General features: G+C 20.9%; 28 protein-coding genes and 1 other RNA gene. 14 read left to right on the top strand and 15 right to left on the bottom strand.

What is annotated here, in order from left to right:
• Positions 1 to 22: 22 nt before the first annotated feature.
• Entirely contained in the window at positions 23 to 559 is a 537-nt protein-coding gene (locus H0H38_RS02025) for an isopentenyl-diphosphate Delta-isomerase (protein WP_185872641.1), read from the bottom strand.
• Positions 560 to 659: 100 nt separating this feature from the next.
• On the opposite strand from H0H38_RS02025, the gene H0H38_RS02020 reads away from it, so the two are divergent.
• Positions 660 to 1,124, top strand: coding sequence for a PaaI family thioesterase (locus H0H38_RS02020; protein WP_238785390.1), 465 nt, complete (start codon positions 660 to 662; stop codon positions 1,122 to 1,124).
• Positions 1,111 to 2,181, top strand: coding sequence for a chorismate-binding protein (locus H0H38_RS02015; RefSeq protein ID WP_185872640.1), 1,071 nt, complete (start codon positions 1,111 to 1,113; stop codon positions 2,179 to 2,181). The genes H0H38_RS02020 and H0H38_RS02015 overlap by 14 nt, the downstream gene beginning before the upstream one ends.
• On the opposite strand, the gene H0H38_RS02010 is transcribed toward H0H38_RS02015, so the two are convergent.
• Entirely contained in the window at positions 2,182 to 3,489 is a 1,308-nt protein-coding gene (locus H0H38_RS02010; protein WP_185872639.1) for an NAD(P)/FAD-dependent oxidoreductase, read from the bottom strand.
• Positions 3,490 to 3,629: 140 nt separating this feature from the next.
• Between H0H38_RS02010 and H0H38_RS02005 the strand changes: the two genes are divergently transcribed.
• Positions 3,630 to 4,346, top strand: coding sequence for a zinc metallopeptidase (locus H0H38_RS02005; RefSeq protein WP_238785389.1), 717 nt, complete (start codon positions 3,630 to 3,632; stop codon positions 4,344 to 4,346).
• A gap of 8 nt (positions 4,347 to 4,354) precedes the next feature.
• Here H0H38_RS02005 and H0H38_RS02000 read toward each other — a convergent pair whose 3' ends face one another.
• From H0H38_RS02000 to nusB, 4 genes are read right to left on the bottom strand one after another with little or no spacing between them, the layout of a single operon-like run.
• Positions 4,355 to 4,456: a 30S ribosomal protein THX gene (locus tag H0H38_RS02000; protein ID WP_185872638.1), complete on the bottom strand. Its 102-nt coding sequence runs from the start codon at positions 4,454 to 4,456 to the stop codon at positions 4,355 to 4,357.
• Positions 4,443 to 5,066, bottom strand: a complete 624-nt coding sequence (gene coaE / locus H0H38_RS01995; RefSeq protein ID WP_185872637.1) for a dephospho-CoA kinase — start codon at positions 5,064 to 5,066, stop codon at positions 4,443 to 4,445. The genes H0H38_RS02000 and coaE overlap by 14 nt, the downstream gene beginning before the upstream one ends.
• Positions 5,063 to 5,401 carry a preprotein translocase subunit YajC gene (gene yajC, locus H0H38_RS01990; protein WP_394798860.1) on the bottom strand — a complete coding sequence of 113 codons (339 nt, stop codon included), beginning with the start codon at positions 5,399 to 5,401 and terminating at the stop codon, positions 5,063 to 5,065. The genes coaE and yajC overlap by 4 nt, the downstream gene beginning before the upstream one ends.
• A 15-nt stretch (positions 5,402 to 5,416) precedes the next feature.
• Positions 5,417 to 6,385: a transcription antitermination factor NusB gene (gene nusB / locus H0H38_RS01985; protein ID WP_185872636.1), complete on the bottom strand. Its 969-nt coding sequence runs from the start codon at positions 6,383 to 6,385 to the stop codon at positions 5,417 to 5,419.
• Between the two features lie 30 nt (positions 6,386 to 6,415).
• Between nusB and H0H38_RS01980 the strand changes: the two genes are divergently transcribed.
• The 3 genes from H0H38_RS01980 to H0H38_RS01970 all read left to right on the top strand — a co-directional run bounded on the left by H0H38_RS01980 (position 6,416) and on the right by H0H38_RS01970 (position 9,156).
• Positions 6,416 to 8,113, top strand: a complete 1,698-nt coding sequence (locus H0H38_RS01980; protein WP_185872635.1) for an ABC transporter ATP-binding protein — start codon at positions 6,416 to 6,418, stop codon at positions 8,111 to 8,113.
• A 93-nt stretch (positions 8,114 to 8,206) separates the two neighbouring features.
• Positions 8,207 to 8,548 carry a DUF3276 family protein gene (locus tag H0H38_RS01975; protein ID WP_185873018.1) on the top strand — a complete coding sequence of 114 codons (342 nt, stop codon included), beginning with the start codon at positions 8,207 to 8,209 and terminating at the stop codon, positions 8,546 to 8,548.
• 107 nt (positions 8,549 to 8,655) lie between these two features.
• Complete coding sequence (locus H0H38_RS01970; protein ID WP_185872634.1) at positions 8,656 to 9,156, top strand: KdsC family phosphatase; 501 nt, start codon at positions 8,656 to 8,658, stop codon at positions 9,154 to 9,156.
• 76 nt (positions 9,157 to 9,232) lie between these two features.
• On the opposite strand, the gene groL is transcribed toward H0H38_RS01970, so the two are convergent.
• The 6 genes from groL to pncB all read right to left on the bottom strand — a co-directional run bounded on the left by groL (position 9,233) and on the right by pncB (position 15,360).
• Positions 9,233 to 10,876: a chaperonin GroEL gene (gene groL / locus H0H38_RS01965; protein WP_185872633.1), complete on the bottom strand. Its 1,644-nt coding sequence runs from the start codon at positions 10,874 to 10,876 to the stop codon at positions 9,233 to 9,235.
• A 29-nt stretch (positions 10,877 to 10,905) separates the two neighbouring features.
• Entirely contained in the window at positions 10,906 to 11,184 is a 279-nt protein-coding gene (locus H0H38_RS01960) for a co-chaperone GroES (RefSeq protein WP_185872632.1), read from the bottom strand.
• A gap of 106 nt (positions 11,185 to 11,290) precedes the next feature.
• Positions 11,291 to 11,521 (bottom strand): preprotein translocase subunit SecG, encoded by a 231-nt coding sequence (gene secG, locus H0H38_RS01955; protein WP_185872631.1) that lies wholly within the window; start codon positions 11,519 to 11,521, stop codon positions 11,291 to 11,293.
• Positions 11,522 to 11,532: 11 nt separating this feature from the next.
• A complete protein-coding gene (locus H0H38_RS01950; protein WP_185872630.1) occupies positions 11,533 to 12,783 on the bottom strand; it encodes a sigma 54-interacting transcriptional regulator in 1,251 nt (416 codons plus the stop codon).
• Positions 12,784 to 12,789: 6 nt separating this feature from the next.
• Positions 12,790 to 14,124 (bottom strand): tRNA (N6-isopentenyl adenosine(37)-C2)-methylthiotransferase MiaB, encoded by a 1,335-nt coding sequence (gene miaB / locus H0H38_RS01945; RefSeq protein ID WP_185872629.1) that lies wholly within the window; start codon positions 14,122 to 14,124, stop codon positions 12,790 to 12,792.
• Between the two features lie 51 nt (positions 14,125 to 14,175).
• A complete protein-coding gene (pncB, locus tag H0H38_RS01940) occupies positions 14,176 to 15,360 on the bottom strand; it encodes a nicotinate phosphoribosyltransferase (RefSeq protein ID WP_185872628.1) in 1,185 nt (394 codons plus the stop codon).
• A 62-nt stretch (positions 15,361 to 15,422) separates the two neighbouring features.
• Here pncB and H0H38_RS01935 point away from each other — a divergent pair, with 62 nt between their 5' ends.
• The 5 genes from H0H38_RS01935 (at position 15,423) to H0H38_RS01915 (ending at position 17,933) form a co-directional block, all read left to right on the top strand.
• A complete protein-coding gene (locus H0H38_RS01935; RefSeq protein ID WP_185872627.1) occupies positions 15,423 to 15,710 on the top strand; it encodes an RNA recognition motif domain-containing protein in 288 nt (95 codons plus the stop codon).
• A 44-nt stretch (positions 15,711 to 15,754) separates the two neighbouring features.
• A complete protein-coding gene (dapA, locus tag H0H38_RS01930; protein WP_185872626.1) occupies positions 15,755 to 16,642 on the top strand; it encodes a 4-hydroxy-tetrahydrodipicolinate synthase in 888 nt (295 codons plus the stop codon).
• Between the two features lie 10 nt (positions 16,643 to 16,652).
• Entirely contained in the window at positions 16,653 to 17,165 is a 513-nt protein-coding gene (locus H0H38_RS01925) for a ferritin (RefSeq protein ID WP_185872625.1), read from the top strand.
• A gap of 79 nt (positions 17,166 to 17,244) precedes the next feature.
• Positions 17,245 to 17,616, top strand: a complete 372-nt coding sequence (locus tag H0H38_RS01920) for a hypothetical protein (RefSeq protein ID WP_185872624.1) — start codon at positions 17,245 to 17,247, stop codon at positions 17,614 to 17,616.
• The gene (locus H0H38_RS01915) at positions 17,613 to 17,933 is read left to right on the top strand and encodes a hypothetical protein (protein ID WP_185872623.1); all 321 of its coding nucleotides are present in this window, start codon (positions 17,613 to 17,615) and stop codon (positions 17,931 to 17,933) included. The genes H0H38_RS01920 and H0H38_RS01915 overlap by 4 nt, the downstream gene beginning before the upstream one ends.
• Here the strand turns inward: H0H38_RS01915 and fsa are convergent.
• Positions 17,923 to 18,591: a fructose-6-phosphate aldolase gene (gene fsa / locus H0H38_RS01910; RefSeq protein WP_185872622.1), complete on the bottom strand. Its 669-nt coding sequence runs from the start codon at positions 18,589 to 18,591 to the stop codon at positions 17,923 to 17,925. The two genes, H0H38_RS01915 and fsa, sit on opposite strands and share 11 nt — an antisense overlap.
• 170 nt (positions 18,592 to 18,761) lie before the next feature.
• Here fsa and H0H38_RS01905 point away from each other — a divergent pair, with 170 nt between their 5' ends.
• Together H0H38_RS01905 and obgE are read left to right on the top strand one after the other, a co-directional pair.
• Positions 18,762 to 19,337: a nucleoside monophosphate kinase gene (locus tag H0H38_RS01905; protein WP_185872621.1), complete on the top strand. Its 576-nt coding sequence runs from the start codon at positions 18,762 to 18,764 to the stop codon at positions 19,335 to 19,337.
• Entirely contained in the window at positions 19,334 to 20,311 is a 978-nt protein-coding gene (gene obgE, locus H0H38_RS01900) for a GTPase ObgE (RefSeq protein WP_185872620.1), read from the top strand. The genes H0H38_RS01905 and obgE overlap by 4 nt, the downstream gene beginning before the upstream one ends.
• 6 nt (positions 20,312 to 20,317) lie before the next feature.
• On the opposite strand, the gene clpX is transcribed toward obgE, so the two are convergent.
• Together clpX and ffs are read right to left on the bottom strand one after the other, a co-directional pair.
• Positions 20,318 to 21,559 carry an ATP-dependent Clp protease ATP-binding subunit ClpX gene (clpX, locus tag H0H38_RS01895; RefSeq protein ID WP_185872619.1) on the bottom strand — a complete coding sequence of 414 codons (1,242 nt, stop codon included), beginning with the start codon at positions 21,557 to 21,559 and terminating at the stop codon, positions 20,318 to 20,320.
• Positions 21,560 to 21,616: 57 nt separating this feature from the next.
• An RNA gene (gene ffs / locus H0H38_RS01890) (signal recognition particle sRNA small type) lies at positions 21,617 to 21,717 on the bottom strand.
• A gap of 120 nt (positions 21,718 to 21,837) precedes the next feature.
• Here ffs and H0H38_RS01885 point away from each other — a divergent pair.
• The gene (locus H0H38_RS01885; protein WP_185872618.1) at positions 21,838 to 23,463 is read left to right on the top strand and encodes a CTP synthase; all 1,626 of its coding nucleotides are present in this window, start codon (positions 21,838 to 21,840) and stop codon (positions 23,461 to 23,463) included.
• Positions 23,464 to 23,465: the final 2 nt, after the last annotated feature.

Below are 23,465 nucleotides of genomic sequence, written 5' to 3'. Positions count from 1 at the left end.
AAATAATGATATAGTATTATAATTAATTATAAAATTTAATATTTAATTTATTTAAATAATATTTCATAATAATTTTAAACCAAATAGTATAAGAATTAGGATAACGATTAATATCTTGAATTAAAGAATTTAAATCTATCCATTTCCAATTATCTACTTCTTGTGTATTAATCATCGGAGATTTAGAATAATATCCAATAAATACATAATCTAATTCATTTTCTATTAAACCATTATTAAATAATTTATAATAAGTAAAATAAAATTTATTTTCTAAATAACAATCAAATCCCATTTCTTCTATTAAACATCTATGAGCTGCTGTTAAAATAGATTCATTTTGTATTGGATGACTACAACAAGTATTAGTCCATAAAAGAGAAGAGTGATATTTATTATAAGATCTTTTTTGTAACATAACCATTTTTTGTATTGGATGAAAAATCAAAATAGAAACTGCTTGATGAAATAATCCTTTTATATGAATTATATTTTTTTCTTCAAACCCAATAATTTTTTGATTTTTTCCTAATAAAGGAATAAATATTTGCTTGCTCATTTCGGTTTATTAACTATCTGATTTTTGATCATTATTAAATATTGTAAATTTAATTAGGTTTTATTTTTATTTACAAACTAATTGTAATTGTATTGTTAATATGAAGATAAATGTTAAAAATAAAAATCATTTATTATTTTATTTAAATAGTTTAACGACAAAAAAAACTTTAATGAAGTTTTTACAAATCAAATACATTAATATTAATCATGATTCATTAATAGGGAAAATGATTATTGACACAAATAAAAATTTTTTTCAACCTGAAGGATTTCTTCATGGAGGAATTATTACCTCTTTAGCTGAAAGTATTGGAAGTTCTTTATCATTAATATACGTTAATCAAACATTATTTAATGTATTTAATATAGAAATTTCTGTTAATCATATTAAAAATATTAAAACAGGAATTTTATTTGCAGTAGCCAAAATGATTCATAAAGGAAAAACTTTACATTGTATCAATGTAAAAATATTGAATAATAATAAACATATTATTAGTTTTTGTAAAATGACGAATATAATTATTTCAAAGAAGATTTCACATAATAATGATAGAAATTAAAATAAAAGATTTATATAAAAAAATTATTGAACATTACTATTCTCAAAAAAGATTTGTTTTATTTAAAAAACCAAATGAAAATAAAATTTTTTTTTATTCTACACAAAATAATATTTATTCAACAAATAAAGAAGATTTTTTTTTAATTAGCAGTTTTAATCAAGAATCAATTATTAAAATATATACGAAACAAATTTATTTTTTTAAATTTGACAAAAAGTTTAAATCTTTTAATAAAAAAAATAATATTTTTTTTATTAAAAAATCATATCAATATAATCAATTAATAAAACAAGCAATTAAACTTATAAAAGTTGGATTTTTAAATAAAATTGTTGTATCTAAATGTGTAAAAATTGATTGTAAAAATATTTTTTTACGAAAAACTTTTCAAAATTTTATTATTGCTTTTCCTAATACTTTTGTTGTTCTTTGGTATAATTTAAATCATGACTTTTGGATTAGTGCTACTCCAGAGTTATTAATAACATATGAATTTTGTACAAAAAAATTAATTACAGTAGCTTTAGCAGGAACTATAATAAAAAGTAATATTAATAAAATTATACATTGGACAAATAAAGAAATTGAAGAACATCAAATAGTGATTGACTATATTAAAAATATATTACAAAATCAATATGATGGATCTATTTCAATAGAAAAAACTAAAACTATAAATATTGGAAGTTTATTTCATTTAAAAACTACTATTAAATTTCTTTTTAAAAAAAATCAAAATATATTTGATTTTTTAAATCACATATATCCTACACCTTCTATATGTGGATATCCAAAAAACAAAGCTTTAGATTTTATAATAAAATATGAAGGATATAATAGATATTTTTATACTGGATATTTTGGTCCTGTCAGTAAAAATAAAATAGAATTATATTTAAATTTAAGATGTGCTAATATTAATATTAAAAATAATAAAATTATTATTTATGCTGGTAGTGGCATTACTGCAAAAAGTAATGCATATCTAGAGTATTTAGAAACAGAAAATAAAATAAAAAACGTATTTACAAATTTAAGATTTAACAATAAATAATTATTTATTATTTTTTTCTTTTTTCCTATTAAAAGGTCTTATTATTAATCGTACGCTTTTATGATATTGAAAATATTGAATAATCCAATTCATTAATGCTATTACTCTATTTCTAAATCCTACTAAACTAAATAAATGAACTGACATCCAAACAATCCATGCTAAAAACCCTTTTAATTTTAAAGAATTAAAATCACACACTGCTTTATTTCTTCCAATCGTTGCCATAGATCCGAAATGTTTATATATAAAAGGTTTTATATTTATTTTATCTTTTTCTAATAAACAATTATTAAAATAATTTGCAAGATAATTACCTTGTTGTATTGCTGGAGCCGCTGTCATTGGATGTCCATTAGGATAATATTTATTTGATACCATATATGCAATATCTCCAATAGCAAATATATTGTCATATTTTAAAGTTCTTAAATAATTATTTACTAAAATTCTGTCTACTTTACTATTGATATCTTCTTTAAAAAATCCTTTAATCATAGCACCTTTTACCCCAGCAGCCCATATAACGTTAAAAGATTCTATATTGTGTCCTGTTGCTGTAAATACAACTTTACCATCATAATCTTTTACTAAACAATTTATCCAAATATTTACACCTAAATCTTTAAGATTATTAAAAGCTTGTTTTGCAGAATGTGTAGACATTCCATCTAATAATCTTGGAGAGGCTTGTAATAGATGAATATTCATTTTTTGAATATCTAAATCAGGATAATCATAAGGTAAAACATATTTTTTCATTTCTGCTAAAGCTCCAGCTAATTCTACTCCTGTAGGCCCACCACCAACAATTACAAAATTCATTAATCTTTCTTTTTCTTTTTTATTATTAGTTAATAATGCATATTCAAAATTTTGTAAAATAGTACTTCGTAAATTTAATGCTTCAGGAATAGATTTCATTGGTAATGAAAAATTTTCAATATTTTTATTTCCAAAATAATTTGTTACAGATCCTACAGCAATAATTAAATAATCATATTTAATATAACCAACATTTGTATAAATTTTATTTTCTTTTATATTGATATCATGTACATGAGCTAATCTAAAAAAAAAATTATGGGTTTGTTTGATAATTGTTCTTATAGAATGAGCAATAGAATCTGGTTCTAATCCTGAAGTAGCTACTTGATATAATAAAGGTTGAAAAGTATGATAATTATTTTTATCAATTAATATAACTTGAAATTTATGTCGTTTCAGTTTTTTTGCTACTTGTAATCCAGCAAAGCCAGCACCAATAATAACAACACGTTTTAGTTTTTCATCTATAGGAATATTCATAGTCAATTATTTGAACTATAAATTTATTATGTAATATAATAAGTTATAAAAAATATTTTCATTTTTTATATAAAAAAAATTTTTTATTAAAAATTTATGTATATAATTACATATTTTTTATGATATATATATGATGTATTATGTATTATATTATTATTGGAATTAGTTTTATTATTAGTGTTATAGTGAATAAAATATTAAAAAAAAAATTTCAATTTTACGCTAAATTTAATTTATTTAAAAAAATAACAATAAATGAAATTATTCAAAAAATGTTACAAGATAATGGAATATCAAATGTTAATATATGTATTGTAGAAGAATTTCTTCAAGATCATTATAATCCTATAGATAAAACTATTAATTTAAGTAAAGATGTGTATTATCAAACCAATACAACATCTGTTGCAATAGCTGCTCATGAATGTGGACATGCTTTACAACATCATTTAGGATATCAAATGTTAAAAATTAGAACTTTATTAGTTCCTGTTATAAATTTTAGTTCTAGAATGACTAATTTATTTATAATGTCAGGAATGACTACATATTACACATCTAATGGTGCAAATACTATACTTTTAAAATTTGGTATACTATTATTTGCTGTAGTGGTTATGTTTGCTCTTATTACTCTACCAATTGAATTGAATGCTAGTCAAAAAGCATTAGACTGGTTAAAAAATAACCACATTTTAAATGAAAAAGAATATAATTATACAAAAAATTCTTTATTTTGGGCATCTATGACATATATGATATCTGCTATTAGCAATTTAGCACAATTAATTTATTTTATATCATTTTTAATTAATCAAATGAATAAAATAAACTTAAAAAATAAAAAATATCGATAATCATGTGATTATTTTATTTTTTTTCTAGAATTTCTTGGATTTGGTCTTCGTTTTCCATATGTTTTATTAATGATTTTACCTCGTCTGGTTTTTTTATCACCTTTTCCCATTTTTTAATTTATTAATAATTAAATTATGAATATTTATTGCTTTATATTTTAAATAATTGATATTTGATTCATTATTTTTTATATAAAAATTAGAATATTTTATTCTATCTCTATTTGTAATTTGTAATTTTAAACGATTAATAATTTGATTGTAAGTTAAATTACTTCTTTTATTGACTCGTTCTAAAATTTTATCTGTAGAAGAATGTATATTAATAATTAAATTACAATTTTTATATGAACCACTTTCAAATAATAAAGCAGAATCTTTTATTAAGTATAAACTTTTATGATGATAATTTTGCCAAATTTGAAAATGTAATATCATCCAAGGATATATAATTTTACATAATAATTTTAAGGCTGAAACATTATTATTAAAAATAATGTTAGATATAAAAATTGAATTTATTTTATTCTTTTTATAAGATTGTTGACCAAAATATTTAATAATTTGTTTTTTAATAAAAATATTATTATTCATTAAATTTTTGGAATATATATCAGATTGATATACTGGAATACCCATAATGTTAAAAAAATTAGATAATACACTTTTTCCTGTTCCTATTTGTCCAGTGATTCCTATTAAATAAGTTGGTAATTTCATAAATTATTAATTTCTTTATATAATATTTTTGGATTATTTTTTCCATATCTTAAATAAGTTAAATCTTTTGAAATAGTATTTTTTTCTGTTTTAATTTTTCCTACTACTGTTTCTAATATGCAAAAATATTTTGATATTTCAATAATTTTACCATGTAATCCTGAAGTTGTTACAATATAATTTCCTGTTTTTAAATTTTCCTGAAATTTTTTTTCAATTTTTTGTTTTTTTATTTGAGGTCTTATCATAAAAAAATAGAAAACAATAAATATTAAAGCAAACATCCAAACAGTTCCTGTTGTAGAATTTTGTAATAATTTAGAATATATATACATAGTATAATAATTTAATCAAATTACTTCATCTTTATCAACATTATAATTTATTATAATTAATTTTTTTTTTAATTTTTGTTCTTTATTTAATAATTGTAAAATTTTATCTAAAATTCCATTTACAAAAATTTTACTTTTTTCCATACAAAATATTTTTGTAATTTCAATATATTCATTTATTGTTGCTTTTGGTGGAATATGTGGAAAATATAAAAATTCACAAATTGCCATTTGTAATATGATTAAATCTATAATAGATATTCTTTTGATTGCCCAATTTTTAGAAATAGATTCTATTAATTTATTGAATTCATGTTTATGTTGTAAAGTTTTTCTATATAAATCAATAATAAATTGTTTATTATTATGATTTTCATAAATATCAAATAATTTAAAATTAGTTGGTGTATATAATTTAATATATTTTAATGTTTTACATACCATTTTATGAGCTATAAATAAATCAATTTTTGTAATTATTGTATATGAATCTTCTATAAATTCTATGAATTTTTTATTTGTAATAAAACATTTATTATAACATGTTATAATAAAATCTTTTTCTTTTTGAAAAGAGGATACATGATTGTGATTATTAATAAAAATATTATCATAATTAAGTTTTATTATCTCTTGTAATAAAATATAAATATAATTTTCATCTGTTTGCCAAAAAAAATATTTACAATTTTTTTTTAAATTATATTCAAGTAGATATTTATTCTTTGATAAAAGATTAATAATAGAATTATATGCAAACTGTTTAATCATTTTATTATTTAATAATTTTTGATTTTCTTGAATTTTTAAAACAGCAAATTTTTGAATTTGTAATATTAAACATAGAAGAGAAATATATAAATAATGTAATTCTTCAATGCTATGAAGCATATTTTTTTCTACTTGTTTATAATCCATTTTAGATAAGTATTGTGCATATAAAAATTGCAAACTTTTTATTCTAAAGTGCCGTCTAATTAACATTTTTTATAAATAGAAAAAATTTTTATTAATATGATGAGATTATTTTGGTTTAGTACAAAATATATTTTAAAATATAAATATCGTTTTTTTCTAGGATGTTTATTAATTATAATATCAAATATATTTACTTTATTACCTATTCCTTATATAGGAAAATCTATCAAGATTATAAAAATTATTTTTTCTGATTTTGTTAAACATAAAATTGATATTTTTCAATATAATACTCCTAATAAATTAAAAATAACAATTGTGATATATGCTATAATTATTTCAATTATTCCAATGTTTTGTGGTATAATTAAATATCATATGAGACAATGTTTTATGACAACATCTAGAATGATTGAATGTGATATAAAAAATGAAATTTTTGCACATTATCAAAAATTAAATTTATCTTTTTATAAAGAACATTCAACGGGAGATTTAATAAATAGATTAACGGAAGATGTTGCTCATATTAGACAATACTTAGGACCAGCATTAATGTATATTTTAAATTTAATTATTTTATTAATTATGGTTTTTATTCAAATGTTCCGTCTTAATAAATCATTATCTTTATATGTAATTATACCTATTCCTATTCTTTGTATTATTGTTTGTTATATCAGAAAATATTTATTTCCAACAATTAAAAATATACAAGAAAATAAAATTATTATTTCATCTTTTATTCAAGAATTTTGTTCTGGAATTCATTTAATTAAGTTATTTTCTTCTGAAAATTTTTTATATAAAAAATATAAAAAAATCATTATAAATTATAAAAATCAACATATTACGTTATCCAAAGTTAATACAATATTATCATCAATTATTATTTTTTTTCTTGGTAATTGTAATATATTAATTCTTTTTTTTGGAGGTAAAAAATTTCTTAATGGAGAAATAAAAGAAATAGGAATATTAGCCGAATTTTTTACTTATATTAATATTATTATTTTTCCTTTTTTTATTTTAAATTGGATAATCTTAACTTTTGAAAAAGCCAAAATATCAATAAAACGTATTAATCAATTTTTTAAAAACACTTCTATAAGTATTAATAAACATTTAATAAAAAAAAAAATTTATGGAAAAATACAATTTATAAATGTTAGTTTTATTTATAATCAAAAACAATATATTTTTAAAAAACTTTCATTTTCTATTACAAAAGGTAAAACTTTAATTATCACTGGAAAAACTGGGTCTGGAAAAACAACTATAGGAAAATTAATGTCTAAATTCTATGATTCATATTGTGGAAAAATATTAATTGATAATATTTCATTAAAAAATTATAGTTTATATTTTTTTAGAAAAAATATTAGTTATGTTTCTCAAGAAACATATTTATTTTCAGATACTATATATAATAATATTGCTTTTGGAAGTATAAATAAAAAAATTTATCCTTATCAAGTTTATGAAGCAGCTAAAAATGCAATGATAGATCAAGAAATTATACAATTTAAAAATGGATATCATACAATAATAGGAAAAAATGGAATAACATTATCTGTAGGACAAAAACAAAGAATATGTTTAGCAAGAGCTATTATAAAAAATCCAAAAATTATTATTTTAGATGATAATTTTTCTGCAATAGATTTTTTCAAAAAAAAATTAATCATTCATTTTTTACAAAAAAAAATGAAAAATTCAACTATTGTTATAATTACTAATGATATATCTTATATATCTAATTTTGATTTACTTTTTTTTTTAAAAACAAAATAATATACATAATATAAAATGATTTTTTTATAGACCATTTTTTTTATTTAGATTTGTTTTACTTATTTTTATTATATTTTTAAATTAATGAAAGAAATGGAAGAAAAAGAAAATATAAGAAATGAAATATGTTCACGTACTTTGAAAACTGGAAGTCGTACTTATTTTTTTGATGCAAGAGAAACTAGAGCAGGTGATTATTATTTAACTATTACAGAAAGTAAAAAAACTTTTTCTGAAACAGGAGAAATTACTTATAAAAAACATAAAATTTATTTATATAAGGAAGATTTTGCTAAATTTAAAAGTATATTAGATAATATGATTAGATTCATTATTAATGAAAAAGGAGAAGAAGTCATTTCAGAACGTCATCAAAAAGATTTTAAAGGACAATCTCAATCTTTTAATCAAAATAATAATATTAAATCAAAATAAAACATCAGGATAAACAACATTTACACATTGTAATTGTTAAAAATTATTATTTGTATTTATAATAGTATAATATATACTTCATAAGTATTAATAAAATATTTTTTCTTATGAAACATTATCTGAATATTATGAAGGATATTTATACTTTTATATTTGATGTTGATGGAGTACTAACTGATAGTACTGTATATTTATATGCACATGAATATATAGGGAAAAAAATGTCTATTAAAGATGGATTTGCAATGAAATTAGCCAAAAATAAAGGATATAATATATGTATTATGACAAGAAATTCTGATATTATGATATTTAAACGGTTAAGAGAATTAAATATTAATCATATTTATCAAGGTATAAATAATAAAAAACCATATTTTGATGAATATTGTAATATGTTAAATATTTCTAAAAAAACAATATTATATATGGGAGATGATCTTCCAGATCTTGAAATTATGAAATCTGTTGCTTTACCTTGTTCTCCGTTTGATGCTGTATCAGAAATAAAAGCAATTTCTAAATATATTTCTCCAAAAAAAGGAGGCAAAGGTTGTGTAAGAGATGTCATAGAACAAACATTAAAAATTCAAAATAATTGGAATTAATAATAATAAAAAAAAATAGTGTCTTAAAATAGACACTATTTTTTTTTATATATAATAGTTTTTATTATATGTAGTATTACATCATACCACCCATACCAGCTCCACCAGCAGCTCCAGGCATTGGAGGAGTATTAGGTTCATCTTTTTTAATTTCTGTAACTACACATTCTGTTGTTAATAACATTCCAGCTACTGAAGCCGCATTTTCTAATGCTACTCTAGCTACTTTAGTTGGATCTATAATACCTTCTACAATCATATTTTTATATTCTCCTAATTTGGCATCATATCCAAAATCACCTGTTCCTTCAGCAACTTTAGCTACTACTACAGATCCTTCTCCACCTGCATTGGCTACTATTTGTCTAAGTGGTTCTTCCAATGATCGTCTCACTATTTGTATTCCTGTATCTTGATCTGGATTATCTCCTATAATATGATCTAATGATTTAATAGCACGAACAAGTGCAACACCACCACCAGCAACAATTCCTTCTTCTACAGCGGCTCTTGTAGCATTTAAAGCATCATCCACTCTATCTTTTTTTTCTTTCATTTCTACTTCTGATGCAGCACCTACATATAATACAGCAACACCTCCAGCTAATTTAGCTAAACGTTCTTGTAATTTTTCTTTATCATAATCTGATGTAGTAGTTTCTATTTGAGCTTTAATTTGATCTACACGAGCTCTTATATCTTTTTTACTTCCTCCTCCATTTACAATAGTAGTATTATCTTTATCTATTATCACTCTTTCTGCTTTACCTAACATATGTAATTTTACATCTTCTAATTTACTTCCTGTTTCTTCTGAAATAACTGTTCCTCCTGTTAAAATTGCTATATCTTCTAACATGGCTTTTCTTCTATCTCCAAATCCAGGAGCTTTTATAGCAGCTACTTTTAAAGTTCCACGAATTTTATTCACTACCAATGTAGCTAAAGCTTCTCCTTCTACTTCCTCAGAAATAATTAATAAAGGTTTTCCAGATTGAGCAACAGGTTCTAAAATTGGTAATAAATCTTTCATTGCTGCTATTTTTTTATCAGATAATAGAATTTGTGGTTGATCAAATTCTGTAATCATTTTTTCTGTATTAGTTACAAAATAAGGAGATTGATATCCTCTATCAAATTGCATTCCTTCTACAACATCTACAGATGTATCTGTTCCTTTTGCTTCTTCTACAGTAATAACTCCTTCTTTTCCTACTTTTTCAAATGCATCGGCTATTAAAGCTCCAGTTTTTTCATCATTATTAGCAGATATAGATGCTACTTGTTTAATTTTTTCATTATTACCACCAACTTCTCTAGATTGTTTTTTTAAATCAAAAATAACAACTTCTAATGCTTTATCTATTCCTCGTTTTAAATCCATTGGATTTGCTCCAGCTGCTACATTTTTTAATCCTTCTCTTACAATTGCTTGTGCTAATACAGTAGCTGTGGTTGTTCCATCACCTGCAACATCATTAGTTTTAGACGCAACTTCTTTTACCATTTGTGCACCTAAATTTTCAATAGCATCTTCTAATTCTATTTCTTTTGCTACAGATACTCCATCTTTAGTTACTTGTGGTCCTCCAAAAGATTTTTGTAATACTACATTTCTTCCTTTTGGTCCTAAAGTTACTTTTACTGCATTAGCTAATGCATCTACTCCTTTTTTTAACTTATCTCTTGCTTCAATATCGAATTTAATATCTTTTGCCATAATTTTTTATTATTTTTTTTAAGTAATATTTATATAATTGCTATTATATCAGATTCTCTCATAATCAAATATTCTTTTTCTTCCCATTTTAATTCTGTTCCTGAATATTTTCCATATAAGACTCTATCTCCTTTTTTTAAAGTAATAGGTTCATTTTTTTTTCCTTGACCAATTGCAATTACAGTTCCTTTTTGAGGTTTTTCTTTAGCTGTATCAGGTATTATGATTCCTGAAGCTGTTTGTGTTTCAGCTTGATCAGGTAATATTAATACACGATCTGCTAAAGGTTTAATCTTTACGTCCACCATATTAATTTTTTTTAAAGTTTACGGTTAATTTATATTAAAGCCAAAAACATGCCAAATAATAAAATTGTATTTTTTTTTTATAAAAATGTCATTATGACATAATCCATTATTTTAATAAATAATTAAATAAACAAATAGAAAAAAAAATAAGAATTGATAATATCCATGTTATATTTATTAATAATAAATTAGTTTTTTTTATACCAAAAAATTTGATTTTATTTTCAATAAATGGTTGATGAAACATTCCTTTTTTAGGATTTTGAATTAAAATGGTAATAATTAGTAAACAACATATTAAAATCATAAATATACTAAGTAATATAATTTTATACATAAATTTTCATGTTATAATCCATATTGTTTAATTTTTCTATATAATGTTCGTTCAGAAATTCCTAAATCTTTTGCAGCTTGTTTTCTTTTTCCTCTATGTTTAATTAAAGCTTTTTGAATAAATTCAACTTCTTTATGTTGAAGTGAAAAAGAATTCAATTCATTGTTTTTTACAGTAATATTATTTTTTGATAATGAAGAAGATGATGATGAATTTATTAATTGATAAATAGAATCATATTTTTTTTCAGAAATAGATGAATGAAATATATTTCCAAATATTGTTTCTATTAAATGTTTATTTTTTTTTAAAAAAATATCATCTTTTTTAATCCATTGAAATATTAATTTTTTTAAATTATTTAAATTACTTTTAATATCAAATAACAATTGATATAAAAAATCTTTTTCATTATTAGAAAAATTAGAAAAAATATTCTCATAATGAGACTGAGGAGAATGAGTAATAGATGGAATATTATTTGGTAAATATTCTTTTAATTTATCTAAAAAAATTTTTCTTTTTATTTCTACCACAGAAATTTGTTCTATTACATTTTTTAATTGTCTAATATTGCCAGGCCAAGGATATTCTTCTAAATATTGTATAGATTCTTCTGTAAATTGTATAAATGGCATATTATATCTTTCAGAAAAATCATGAGCAAATTTTTTGATTAATAATCTAATATCATTTTTTCTAAATCTTAATGCTGGTATAGTAATTTCAACAGTATTTAATCTATAATATAAATCTTCTCTAAATTTACCATTTTGAATTGAATTTTGCATATTTAAATTGGTAGCAGCAATGATTCTAATATTAGTTTTTTGAATTTTAGAAGATCCAACTTTAATAAATTCTCCAGAATCTAATATTCGTAAAAGACGTATTTGAGTAGAAATTGGTAATTCTCCAACTTCATCTAAAAAAATAGTTCCTCCATTAGCTTCCTCAAAATATCCTTTTCTCATCTTATTAGCACCAGTAAAAGATCCTTTTTCATGTCCAAATAATTCACTATCAATAGTTCCTTCTGGAATAGCTCCACAATTAATAGAAATATATGGAGAATGTTTTCTGTATGAAAATTGATGAATAATTTTTGGAATAAATTCTTTACCGACTCCACTTTCGCCTAAAACTAATACTGAAATATCAGTTGGAGCAACTTGAATAGATTTTTTTAAAGCTCTATGTAATACATAATCATTTCCAATAATATTAAGTTTCCTTTTGATATTTTGAATAATATGCTCCATTTACAATTAATTTATAATATTGCCTATTAATGTAACTGATGTAAAATCTAATATTTTTACATTAACAAAATTGCCAATTTTATAATTTTTTTTTGGAAAAACTACTGTAATATTTTGTGTATTTTTTCCATACCAATACAAATCATTTTTTTTAGATCTTCCTTCAATTAAAACTTCTTGTATTTGTCCTATATATTGTTTCATGTTAAAATAAGAATGTTCTTTTTGAAGATTAATAATTTCTTGTAATCTTTTTTGTTTTGTTTTATATGGAACATTATCAGATAATTGTCTATAAGCATACGTTCCAGGTCTTGGAGAATAAATAAACATATATCCATAATGATATTTAATTTCATTCATTAAACTAATTGTATATTTATGATCTTCTTCATTTTCGTTACAAAATCCAGTCATAATATCATGAGATATAGAACATTCAGGTATTGTATTTTTAATTTTTTTGATTAAATATATATAACTTTCTCTGGTATACTTTCTATTCATTAATTTTAACATTTTATTACTTCCAGATTGAACTGGTAAATGAATATGTTTACAAATATTAGAATATTTAGATATAATATTAATTACTTCATCAGAAAAATCATGAGGATTAGAGGTTGTAAATCGAATTCTCATAAATGGTAATTGAATAGCTAACATATTTAATAATTTAGCAAAATTTAAATTATTTTTTTTATTAGTTTCTTTCCAAGAATAAGAATCTACATTTTGGCCTAATAATGTTATTTCTTTATATCCATTATTATATAATTTTTTACATTCGTTAATAATAGAATATGGACTTATACTTATTTCTCGTCCTCTTGTAAAAGGTACAATACAAAATGTACACATATTATTACATCCTCTAATAATACTTAAAAATGCAGTAACTTTATATTGTTGTCTAAATGGATATATATTTTCGTAAGTTTCTATTTTATTATTTTTATGAAATTCAATTTTTTTTCCTTGTTTTATATAATTAATAATTTTTGGAATTTCTTTATAAGAATTTGGATTTATTGAAAAATTTACAAGTTTTTTAGAGAAAAATTCGTTATCTATTTTAGATAAACAACCAATAATTCCAAATATTTTTTTTTTATGTTGATATAATGATTTTAAATATTGTAATCTATTTAAAATAGTCATTTTGGCATTTTCTCGTATAGCACAAGTATTTAATAAAATTATATTAGCTTTTTCTATATTATATGTTAAATAAAATCCTTGTTTTAATAATATAGAAATTATAATTTCACTATCTGAAATATTCATTTGACAACCATAAGTTTCAAGATAAAACAGATTATTATTAATTGTATTTAACATAAAAAAAGATATTGTTATATATAAAGGTATATAAAATATAATGTCATTATGTCATAATAAACATTTTTTAACTATTTTTTTGGCTAACATAATCATATTTTTGTCTCCTGTTGATTTAGTTTTATTATCCGATAATTTTACTACATATATCCATTTATTTTTTTTATATTGTGTGTTAATTATTTTAATTACTATATTTAAAAATGGAACTCCAACATCATTAGTAAAATTAGTTCCTATACAAAATAATGTATTAATTTTTTTTTTACAAAAAAATGAAATATTAGCAACTTTATTTGGATTTAAATTATCTGAAAATATAATAGTTTTATTTAATGGATTAATCTTAAATTTATTATAATGTTTTAGTGTATTATTAATAAATATAAATGGATCTCCACTATCATGTCTAATACCTTCAAATTGATTTGATAATTTTTTATTGAAATTTTTAAAAAAAAGGGGACTTGTATAAGTATCAGATAAAGCTATATTATATAATTTATGTTTATAAATATTAATCCAATTTATCATGGCAAATTTATTAGCTTTATAAAAACCATATTTTGCTGCATGAAACATAATCCATTCATGTCCTTGTGTTCCTATTGGTTTAATAGAAAAATTTTTAGAAAAATGAAGATTACTACTTCCAATGAAGGATGTATATTTTTTCTTATTAAGAATTTTTAAAATTATTTTATGTACTTTATAAGAAAATCTTCTTCTAGTACCATATTCTCCTATTTTAACATCTAAATTTTGATATTGTATTAATTTTTTGATTGTTGAATAAATAATTTTTTCGTATGAAATATGTTTTAAATAAGTTAATTTATAATATAATTCACTTATTAATGCTAATAATGGAACTTCCCATAAAATTGTTCTACTCCATAATCCTTCAATATAAATTTTGATATTAGTGTATTTTTGTATAATAGTGATTTCTTTAGGATCAAATCGATAATTAGTTAAAAAATTTAAATAAAAAGAATCAAAACATGGACAATATTGTTCTAAATATAATCGTTCTTGATTAGTTAATTTTAAATTTTGCATATAAGATAATATTTCTTTTAAAATTTCTCCAAAATGTTTTGGAAAACAATGAGAACCTCTATTTATAAATTTATATTGTACTTTAACATTAGGAAATAATTTCAATACTGCATTTTGCATAGTAAATTTATAAAAATCATTATCTAATAATGATGAAATAATAGGAATATTCATTTAAATCAAAATATATTCAATATATTTTTCTAAATTTGTTTTTATTTTAAAAAAATTCATTTATGAAAAATACAAAATTAAATACGAAATTATATGTTGGAAATTTATCATATAATATTACAGAACAAGAATTAAAAGATCATTTTGAATCATCTATAGGTAATGTAATTAATGCAAAAATTATTTTTGATGATTCATCATATAAAAAAAGAAGTAAAGGATTTGGATTTATAGAAATGTCTAATGAAGAGGAAGCAAAAAAAGCTATAGAAAAATTAAATGGAACAGAATTAATGGGAAGAAATATAGTTGTATCTGTTGCAAAACAAAAAAATAAAAAAATTTTTTAAATTTGATATTAATCCTACATCTGCAAAATTAATTAAAAATAAATATGAAAAAATTTTTTGGTGGAACAGGTGTAGCATTAGTTACTCCATTTAAAAAAAATAAAGAAGTTGATTTTGATGGAATAATAAATTTAGTCAAATATGTAAAAGAAAAAGTAGATTATTTAGTAATATTAGGAACAACTTCAGAATATCCCACTTTAAATAAAAAAGAACAAGAAGAAATTATTAATTGTATTAAAAAAATCAACAATAAAAAATTACCATTAGTTTTAGGTATAGGAGGAAATAATACTAAGGACATTGTAAAAAAAATTAATAATTTTGATTTATCGGAATTTATTGCTATTTTATCAGTTTCTCCTTATTATAATAATCCTACTCAAGAAGGTATATATCAACATTTTAAATATATATCTATGCATACTAATAATAATATAATTATATATAATGTTCCTAAAAGAACTGGTGTAAATGTACATCCTCAAACAGTGATTCGTTTAGCTAGAGATTATAAAAATATTATAGGTATAAAAGAAGCATCTGGATGTATTTTACAATCATATCAAATTATAGCACAAAAACCAAAAAATTTTTATGTAATTTCTGGAGATGATTTTATTACATTACCTATAATATTAGGTGGTGGAGATGGAGTTATTTCTGTTATAGCACAAGGATTACCTAAAGCAGTATCTAAAATGGTTTCTTTAGTTATTAATCATCAAGTGAAAGAAGCTTTTTATATTTATTATAATATTTTAGATATAATTAAATATCTTTATGAAGAAGGAAATCCAGTTGGAATAAAAACTCTTTTGAGTATTATAGGGATTTGTCATAATTATGTAAGATTACCATTATTACATGGGACAACAACATTAATAACAAAAATGAAAAAATGTTTAGAAAACATCAATCAATTTTTATAAAAAAAAATAAATGATAAAACATATTATAGAATTAGAATTAAAAAAACAATTTAATAGAGAATTAGAATCATCACTTTTATATTTATCTATGGCATCTTGGGTTGAACACCATTATGGAGAATTTGATGGAATATCAAATTTTTTATATCATCATTCAGAAGAAGAAAATATACATATGATGAAATTAATTCAATACATTAATAAGAGAGGTGGATATGCAGATTTTAATAATATTAAATTATTAAATATTAATAATAATATTACATGTAATTCAATACAAGAAGTATTTCAACAATTATTTGAACATGAAAAAGTAATATCTGAACAAGTTAGTTATATAGTAAAATTATCATTAAAAGAAGATGATTATTTTACATATCATTTTTTACAATGGTATATAGAAGAACAAATAGAAGAAGAAAATTTAATTAAAAAATATTTAGATAAAATTAAATTAATTGGAGAAGATAAAAGTGGATGGTATTTATTTGATAAAGATATCATCAAATATTCTCATAAATAAAATAAATTAAATAATATAACTTAATAAATAATAATACAATACCAATACCAATACAAAAACAAGTGAAAAAATCTTTAATATGAAAATTAAAATCATCCTTTTTTTATTGTCTATTTTTTTATTAATAGCGTGTGATGATGAAGATATGTTGTTATTTGATGATATTGATGGATCAAATAATATGGTAAATATTGATACTTATAAAAAGTATACATATAATTTTCATAAACAAAAAATGTTTTATAAAAATAAAAATATTATAAATATGAGACCTTATAATCCAAATAATCTTTTAAATTATAAAAAAATAAAACCTCAAACAGCGAAAAAAGAAAAATCTAACGTGGAAATGGAAATAAATACACCACAAAAATCCATACCAAAATCTAAAAAAAATAATAACTTATTTAAAATGATAAAAATTTTTTTACAAAAATTATTATACCAATGAATTTGAATTTTGATATATTATCTACACCTTTAAATACAGAAACAATTGATCGTTCAACTTTAGAACAAAAATCAGGTAAAAATATATATGAAACTATTTGTATTTTAGAAAAAATTTCTAAAATTTTTGATCAAAATATTAAAAATAATTTAGATAATAAATTAGAAAAATTTCATTTTTTAGATACAAATAGTTTAGAAGAAACTATTGAAAATAAGGAACAAATAGAATTATCTAAATCTTATGAAGCATTACCAAAAGCAACATCTATAGCCATTCAATATTTAATACAAGATAAATTAATAATTAAAACTTAATTTTTTCATTATAATCTTCTAAAAAATTATTTAATCCAATATCAGTCATAGGATGATAAAAACTTTTTAATAGTATATTTAAAGGAGAAGTTATAGCATATACCCCAAGTTTAGCACATTCTAAAATATGTATTGGATTTCTAATAGATGCAACTAAAATTTTGGTTGTAAAATTATAATTATCATAAATTTGTTTAATTTCTTTAATAACAGATATTCCATTATAAGCAATATCATTTAATCTTCCTAAAAATGGAGAAACATATGTTGCTCCAGATTTGGCGGCTAATATAGATTGTAATGGAGAAAAAATTAAAGTGCAATTAGTTTTAATGCCTTTATTAGATAAATATTTTATAACACGAATTCCGTCTTTAATTATTGGAACTTTAACTACAATTTTTTTATGTAAATTAGATATTTTTATTGCTTCTTCAATCATATTATCATAATTTGTACTAATAATTTCTATACTTATATCTATATTTAGATTATCTAATAAATTACAGATAGATATATAATGATTATATAGTTGTTTTTTATTTACAACATTTTCTTTTGATATTAAAGATGGATTAGTAGTAATTCCATCTAATAATCCCAATATTTTTGCTTGTTTGATTTCTTTTAAATTAGCTGAATCTATAAAAAATTTCATGAAATAAAATTTTTAAAAAATAAAATAGATAATAAATTTTTGTAAATTTATAAATAAAAAAATTATGTTTAAAATTATTGTTTTTTTTAATAAAAATTACAATAATTAAATACAATCTTTTATAAATTTTTCCAATTTTAAATTATTTACATATAACAAAAGATGTTTCTATGCTACATATTATATTGTTTGGGCCACCTGGATGCGGAAAAGGAACTCAAGGTAAAATTTTATCAAAAAAATTTGGATTTATACATTTATCTACAGGTAATATTTTTAGACATCATATGTTAAATAAAACACAACTTGGAAAAGTTGTTGATAATTATATTAATCAAGGAATTTTAGTTCCAGATGATATTACTACCAATTTATTACAATTAGAAATTAAAAAATATATTGGATCTACTGGAATTATTTATGATGGATATCCAAGAACTAAAGATCAAGTTATTTCTTTAGAAAAAATATTAAATCATTTTTCTTTAGGAAGAATTAATATAATTTTTTATTTTTATATAAAAAAAAAGTTACTAATAAAAAGATTATTAACAAGAGGTAAAATTAGCAATAGATATGATGATATTAATATTAATATTGTTAATAAAAGAATAAAAGAATATAATAATGTTACTTCTTTTATTTGGAATAATGAAAAATGGAAAAAATATCTTATAAAATTAAATGCTTCATATTCTATTCAAGATATATCTTTTTTTATAGAAAAACAAATTATTAATTTATGAAAAATAATTTTATAGATTTTATAAATATTTTTTGTAAAAGTGGTAATGGTGGATTTGGTTCTAGTCATATAAAAAAGGTTAGAAAATTAAATAAATGGATTCCAGATGGAGGATCTGGTGGAAAAGGCGGTAATATTATTCTTTTAGGAACATCTCATTATCGTACATTTTATCATTTAAAATTTAAAAAACATTTTATAGCAGAATCTGGATATATAGGTAGTAGAAATAATAAAACTGGATTAAATGGAAATGATTTATATATAAAAGTACCTTTAGGAACTATAGTTAAAGATAATAATAAAAATATATTAGCAGAAATTATTTTAAATCAAGAAAAAAAAATTTTATTAGAAGGAGGATTTGGTGGAAAAGGTAGTAAAATTTTAAAACATAAAATGAAATTTCATTCATTATCTGGAATACAAACAGTAGGAATTTGGGTAACATTAGAATTAAAAATTTTAGCAGATATTGGAATTATTGGATTTCCAAATGTAGGAAAATCAACATTACTTTCTATAATAACTAATGCAAAACCAAAAATAGGAAATTTTTCATTTACTACTAAACAACCTAATTTAGGTGTAATGAAATATGGATATGGTAAAACATATACAATAGCAGATATTCCAGGAATAATACAAAATTCTCATAAAGGAAAAGGATTAGGATATTTTTTTTTAAAACATATAGAAAGAAATTCTATTTTATTATTTTTAATTACTTCTGAAAGTCAGAATACTAAAATTGAATATTTAATTTTATTAAATGAATTAAATCAATTTAATCCCAAATTATTAAATAAAAAAAGATTAATTGTTATATCTAAAGCTGATTTAATTCAAACTAAAATAATAAAACAAAAAATAATAAATGATTTTAAAACAGAAAAAATTATATTTATTTCTTCTTTTACAAAAGAAGGTATTTTAAAATTAAAACAAAAATTATTGCAATTAATTAATTCATAATAATAATTAATAATATTTAGATAATTGTTTAATAAGTATATCTTTATCTATATTTAATATTTTATTTTGTTTTAAAATATCAATATTAAACATAAAATCTAAAAATAATTTATCACAAAAAGTTCTTAATCCTCTTGCTCCTAATCCTAATTCTAAAGTTTTTTCTACAATAATATCTAAAGCTTCTTCTGAAATTTGCATTAATATTTCATCCATTTCAAATAATTTTTTATATTGTTTAATTAAAGAATTCTTTGGATTTGTTAAAATTTTTTTTAACATAGATTTATTTAATGGATGTAAATAAGTGATAATGGGAAACCGTCCTATTAATTCAGGAATTAATCCAAATATTTTTAAATCATGATATGTAATTTCATGACAAGTAAATTTTTCTTGATTATTAAAAGTTTTTTTCTTTTCATAAGCAGCAAAACCAATAGATGTTTGATTAATTCTATTATTAATAATTCTTGTTAATCCTTCAAATGTTCCTCCTGCTATAAATAATATATTATGAGTATTTATTTTAATCATTTTTTGATCTGGATGTTTTCTTCCGCCTTGTGGTGGAACATTAATGATATCTCCTTCTAATATTTTTAATAATGCTTGTTGTACACCTTCTCCGGATACATCTCTAGTAATAGATGGATTATTTGTTTTTCTTGCAATTTTATCTATTTCATCAATAAAAATAATACCCTGTTCTGCTAGATTAACATTATAATTAGCAGATTGTAATAATTTTGTTAAAATTGATTCTACATCTTCACCTACATATCCTGCTTCAGTTAAAGTAGTAGCATCTGCTATTGCAAAAGGTAAATTAAGAAATTTTGAAATGCTTTTTGCTAATAATGTTTTACCTGTTCCTGTATTTCCTATTAATAAAATATTTGATTTTTCAATTTCACAATTTTCTTCTTTTAATAATTTAATTCTTTTATAATGATTATAAATAGCAACAGAAATAATTTTTTTTGCTCTATCTTGGTTAATAATATAATCGTCTAAAAATTGTTTAATTTGTTTTGGTATTTGTATACTAATTTCTTTTTTTTCTTCTTCTTGATTTTTATTATTTTTTTGTGTTTGATCTTCAGATCTTGAAGAAAATTTTCTATGAATTATGGAATATGTTCGTTCTATACAATCATTACATATATTTCCATTAATACCTGATACAATTAAGGTAATTTCATTTTTTTTTCTTCCGCAAAAACTACATGTTAATAAATGATCCATATTAATAAATTATCCAACAAAATTATAAATTTAAAAAGTTGTTGAACATATTAAAAAAAGAAGCAAGTTATCTACATCATGTCGCTACAACCTAATTACCTTTGCTGTGTTCCCACCCTGGAGGATTATATAGGGAGCTGACTACGTAGAACTTGCTTCTAAATAGTTTTTTTGTAAATATAAAAAAAAATTATAAATTATTTATAATTACTTTATAATATTTATTTATTCTAATGATAGAATTACTTTTAAAATGGGAAGTTTATTGAATTTTCATTATGAAAACAAAATATATTTTTGTCACTGGAGGTGTAACTTCATCTTTAGGTAAAGGCATACTTTCTTCATCATTAGGAGTGTTATTAAAAAGTAGAGGGTACAAAATTACTATACAAAAATTAGATCCATATTTAAATATTGATTCTGGAACATTAAATCCTTATGAACATGGCGAATGTTTTGTTACATCAGATGGATATGAAACTGATTTAGATCTTGGTCATTATGAAAGATTTTTAGATCAAATAACTACTCATGAAAATAATGTAACTTCTGGATTAATATATAAAACAGTTATAGATAATGAAAGAGAAGGTAAATATTTAGGGAAAACTGTTCAAGTAATTCCTCATATTACTAATGAAATTAAAAGACGAATAAAAATTTTAGAAAAAATTAATAATTATCATATTATTATAGTTGAAATTGGTGGAACAGTTGGAGATATTGAAATTTTACCTTATATAGAAACTGTTCGTCAATTAAAATGGGAATTAGGATATACTAATAGTATAGTTATTCATCTTACTTTATTACCATATATATTGGCAACAGGAGAACTAAAAACTAAACCTACACAACATTCGGTAAGAAATTTAATGGAAAATGGAGTTCAAGCTGATTTTTTAGTTTGTAGAACAGAAAAACATATTTCAAATAAAATTATAAATAAATTATCATTATTTTGTAATATTAGTCCACATAATGTAATTGAATCAATTAATACAAAAATTATTTATGATCTTCCTAATTTATTACATATTCAAAATTTTGATAAAAAAGTTTTAAAAAAATTAAATTTAATTTCTTTAAAAAAACCTAATTTAAATGCATGGACAAATTTTATACAACAATATAAAAATCCAAAATATCAAATTACTATTGCTATAGTTGGTAAATATGTATCATTACATGATTCATATAAATCTATTAAAGAATCTTTAGTTCATGCTGGAACTTTTCAAAAAATATTTGTAAATATCAAATGGATTAATTCATGTATAATTAAAACGAAAAATATTATTGAAATATTTAATGGTATTTCAGGAATATTAATAGCTCCTGGTTTTGGAAATAGAGGAATAAAAGGAAAAATTTTAGCTTCAGAATATGCAAGACGGAATAAAATTCCTTTTTTAGGAATATGTTTAGGAATGCAAGTAGCAATGATTGAATTTGCTAGAAATGTGTTAAAAATACCACAAGCTGATAGTTGTGAGATTAATCCATATACAAAAGATCCAATTATTATTTTAATAAAAAATCAAAAAAATATCAAAAATAAAGGAGGGACTATGCGATTAGGTAATTTAAAATGTATTTTAAAAAAAAATTCTAAAATATTTTCTATTTATGGTCAAGAAAAAATTATAGAAAGACATCGTCATAGATATGAATTTAATAATGATTATTTAAAATCTTTTGCAACTTATGGTATGCAAGCATCAGGAATAAATCCTGATACATCATTAGTAGAAGTTATAGAATTAGAACATCATGTTTTTTTTATTGGTGTACAATTTCATCCTGAATATAAAAGTACTGTTATTAATCCTCATCCAATTTTTATTTCTTTTGTTAAAGAATCAAAAGATTATATAAATAAAAAATTAAATACAAATTAATA

Source organism: Blattabacterium cuenoti (genome assembly GCF_014252355.1).
Lineage (GTDB): Bacteria > Bacteroidota > Bacteroidia > Flavobacteriales > Blattabacteriaceae > Blattabacterium > Blattabacterium cuenoti_AD.
This window is presented reverse-complemented; position numbering and strand designations above follow the sequence as displayed.

Coding starts and splice junctions, on each gene's coding strand:
- H0H38_RS02025 (WP_185872641.1), bottom strand. CDS start 559: ATGAGCAAGCAAATATTTATTCCTTTATTAGGAAAAAATCAAAAAATT.
- H0H38_RS02020 (WP_238785390.1), top strand. CDS start 660: ATGAAGATAAATGTTAAAAATAAAAATCATTTATTATTTTATTTAAAT.
- H0H38_RS02015 (WP_185872640.1), top strand. CDS start 1,111: ATGATAGAAATTAAAATAAAAGATTTATATAAAAAAATTATTGAACAT.
- H0H38_RS02010 (WP_185872639.1), bottom strand. CDS start 3,489: ATGAATATTCCTATAGATGAAAAACTAAAACGTGTTGTTATTATTGGT.
- H0H38_RS02005 (WP_238785389.1), top strand. CDS start 3,630: ATGTATTATATTATTATTGGAATTAGTTTTATTATTAGTGTTATAGTG.
- H0H38_RS02000 (WP_185872638.1), bottom strand. CDS start 4,456: ATGGGAAAAGGTGATAAAAAAACCAGACGAGGTAAAATCATTAATAAA.
- coaE (WP_185872637.1), bottom strand. CDS start 5,066: ATGAAATTACCAACTTATTTAATAGGAATCACTGGACAAATAGGAACA.
- yajC (WP_394798860.1), bottom strand. CDS start 5,401: ATGTATATATATTCTAAATTATTACAAAATTCTACAACAGGAACTGTT.
- nusB (WP_185872636.1), bottom strand. CDS start 6,385: ATGTTAATTAGACGGCACTTTAGAATAAAAAGTTTGCAATTTTTATAT.
- H0H38_RS01980 (WP_185872635.1), top strand. CDS start 6,416: ATGATGAGATTATTTTGGTTTAGTACAAAATATATTTTAAAATATAAA.
- H0H38_RS01975 (WP_185873018.1), top strand. CDS start 8,207: ATGGAAGAAAAAGAAAATATAAGAAATGAAATATGTTCACGTACTTTG.
- H0H38_RS01970 (WP_185872634.1), top strand. CDS start 8,656: ATGAAACATTATCTGAATATTATGAAGGATATTTATACTTTTATATTT.
- groL (WP_185872633.1), bottom strand. CDS start 10,876: ATGGCAAAAGATATTAAATTCGATATTGAAGCAAGAGATAAGTTAAAA.
- H0H38_RS01960 (WP_185872632.1), bottom strand. CDS start 11,184: ATGGTGGACGTAAAGATTAAACCTTTAGCAGATCGTGTATTAATATTA.
- secG (WP_185872631.1), bottom strand. CDS start 11,521: ATGTATAAAATTATATTACTTAGTATATTTATGATTTTAATATGTTGT.
- H0H38_RS01950 (WP_185872630.1), bottom strand. CDS start 12,783: ATGGAGCATATTATTCAAAATATCAAAAGGAAACTTAATATTATTGGA.
- miaB (WP_185872629.1), bottom strand. CDS start 14,124: ATGTTAAATACAATTAATAATAATCTGTTTTATCTTGAAACTTATGGT.
- pncB (WP_185872628.1), bottom strand. CDS start 15,360: ATGAATATTCCTATTATTTCATCATTATTAGATAATGATTTTTATAAA.
- H0H38_RS01935 (WP_185872627.1), top strand. CDS start 15,423: ATGAAAAATACAAAATTAAATACGAAATTATATGTTGGAAATTTATCA.
- dapA (WP_185872626.1), top strand. CDS start 15,755: ATGAAAAAATTTTTTGGTGGAACAGGTGTAGCATTAGTTACTCCATTT.
- H0H38_RS01925 (WP_185872625.1), top strand. CDS start 16,653: ATGATAAAACATATTATAGAATTAGAATTAAAAAAACAATTTAATAGA.
- H0H38_RS01920 (WP_185872624.1), top strand. CDS start 17,245: ATGAAAATTAAAATCATCCTTTTTTTATTGTCTATTTTTTTATTAATA.
- H0H38_RS01915 (WP_185872623.1), top strand. CDS start 17,613: ATGAATTTGAATTTTGATATATTATCTACACCTTTAAATACAGAAACA.
- fsa (WP_185872622.1), bottom strand. CDS start 18,591: ATGAAATTTTTTATAGATTCAGCTAATTTAAAAGAAATCAAACAAGCA.
- H0H38_RS01905 (WP_185872621.1), top strand. CDS start 18,762: ATGCTACATATTATATTGTTTGGGCCACCTGGATGCGGAAAAGGAACT.
- obgE (WP_185872620.1), top strand. CDS start 19,334: ATGAAAAATAATTTTATAGATTTTATAAATATTTTTTGTAAAAGTGGT.
- clpX (WP_185872619.1), bottom strand. CDS start 21,559: ATGGATCATTTATTAACATGTAGTTTTTGCGGAAGAAAAAAAAATGAA.
- H0H38_RS01885 (WP_185872618.1), top strand. CDS start 21,838: ATGAAAACAAAATATATTTTTGTCACTGGAGGTGTAACTTCATCTTTA.